Source organism: Limosilactobacillus galli (assembly GCF_947381495.1).
GTDB classification, from domain to species: domain Bacteria; phylum Bacillota; class Bacilli; order Lactobacillales; family Lactobacillaceae; genus Limosilactobacillus; species Limosilactobacillus galli.
This window is the reverse complement of sequence record NZ_CANCWK010000079.1, coordinates 1-2,114: the sequence shown is the minus strand read 5'-3', so window position 1 is coordinate 2,114 and position 2,114 is coordinate 1. Positions and strand designations below refer to the sequence as shown.

Annotated in this window: 1 protein-coding gene; it reads left to right on the top strand. The window is 40.4% G+C overall.

What is annotated here, in order from left to right:
- Positions 1-481 precede the first annotated feature (481 nt).
- A complete protein-coding gene (locus QOS10_RS09160; protein WP_283595171.1) occupies positions 482-1,834 on the top strand; it encodes an LPXTG cell wall anchor domain-containing protein in 1,353 nt (450 codons plus the stop codon).
- The last annotated feature ends 280 nt before the right edge of the window (positions 1,835-2,114 follow it).

Genomic DNA, 2,114 nt, shown 5'->3' with positions numbered 1-2,114 from the left:
GTTCTCATCAACCAATAATTAATTGGTCAGTGCTATTTATTTCAGCTTAGTGGCTAACTTATTCTTGAAATTTAGAAAATTTAGATTTTTATTTTTCTAACTTAATTTTACAAACCGCGGAAATTAACCAGTATGCTCTGGACTTGGTTAATAATATTCGTAAAACGTTTAGTCCTAAGCTGCCGATGCTTAAGAGTAATACTGATTATGCTCTTTGGCTTCAAAAAAAACTACTATTGAAGCTCAAGATAAGATGGGTGTTAATCATGACCACTCTAAATTTGTTGATGCAAATAAATATGAATTTAGTGGTGAAAATGCTGCTGATCAAAGTTACGTGGCACCTGAGAAAACTAAAGAGTCTTGGTCTCAAGTCAAACCAAGTGAAATTTTTCCTGACCTAAATACTTACGCGGGACCGAATGCTACTCTACAAATAATGGATGATCTTCGCGCAATGGTCTTCTATTGGACTACAGCTATGTTATTCGAACATGGCGGGGGACATGGACACGCTCAAAACTACACCACTGCTATTACTGGACCTGTTTATGCTGCTATTGGGGTTTCTCCAGTAAGTACTAGTGATGCTGAAGACGAAAATAATTATTTCTGTGATATCGTATATCGTTACGATTATACTAATCCGTCTTCTATTACTTCAGGTACAGACTTAACAAGTGATGTATCAGATGATGTTGTTTCTTTCAAGAACGCTATTGTCACTGCTAATTCTGCTCTTGAGGATGCTAACTCCAAGCTGACGTCCGACACCGCTAAGTTGGGCCAAGATAAGAAAGTAGCTATTGATGCTACTAACAAGTACAACGACTTGGTTGCTAGTCGGACACAAAACATTGCCAAAATTGCTGGTAATACGGATGTTTCCGGCCAAATCAATAAACTACAAAAGCAGTTAACTAGTCTAAAGACAAGCTATGACAACCAAGTTAAACAAATTAGTAGTGACTACCAGGCTAAGCTCTCCAGTTTGAAATCAGATTACGATGCTCAAGTATCCAAGATTAAGACTGAACCAACTAGTATCGACCAAGCCATTGCTAAGATCAAAGTTGACTATCAAGCCCAATTGGCTCAGTTGAAGAAGAACCATGAAGCAAAGCTCGCCGAAATTCAAAACGATGCCAAGACTAAGATCGAAGCATTGAAGAAGCAAATCAGCAAAAATGACCCTGAAATCACTAAGCTGCAAGGCCAAATCAAGACCATCAAGGATAACCTGGCTAAGCAACAGAAGACGCTTGACGATCAGTTCGCTGCTCTCAAGGCCCAGGACCAAGAGGAATACAATGCTCTGGAACAAAAGCTGAAGAACTCCAGCTCGTCAGCAGCCAAGGGTGATAGTGACCACTATAACACTAATGACGGTCACGAAGTTGTACTGCCTGGCAAGGATGATCACAAGGGCAACCAAGGCGATCAGACTATCAAATTAAGTGACAACAAGAATGTTGATCATAAATCTAATTCCAAGATCGACACTAAGTCTACCGACAATAACCAAGTTGTTGATCATGAAGTTAATGGTAACAGTCAAGTAATTGACCACCAAGTTGCCGTCAATACTGATGCCAAGTCCGTTGCTGGCCAAGCAACTAGCAACTATGCTGCTAATGTTACTACCATTAACTACCCAGCAAGCCAAGCACAAGTTAGCGCTAATGTTGCTCCAATGACCCGTGAAGCTGTCAAGGCACAACAAAACGGCAACAAACTGCCACAAACTGGGAACGAAAACGGTATTGTAGCGATGGCATTAGGCGCCATGGCTGCAATGCTCGGCCTTGGATTCGCAGCTAAGCAGCGTTATTAAAATTAGATGCAGCTGCTTCCTGACAAAAATAATAAACTAAACTAGCAAATTCAAAGAGTCATTCAGGCTTAGGCACAACCTGAATGACTCTTTTGTTTTAATACCATTCACTGAAGATATTAGTACTTAACTGAAGTGAATTTCCGAAAGCGTTTAGAATCCCTTGAATACTGTAATGTGACACTACTATGCTGGAGTTGTGATGTAAGCAGTCAATAACGATACGTATTGAAAACAAATGAAAGGGCGTGAGCCGCGGTTTCTTGCGGTTCACGCCCCT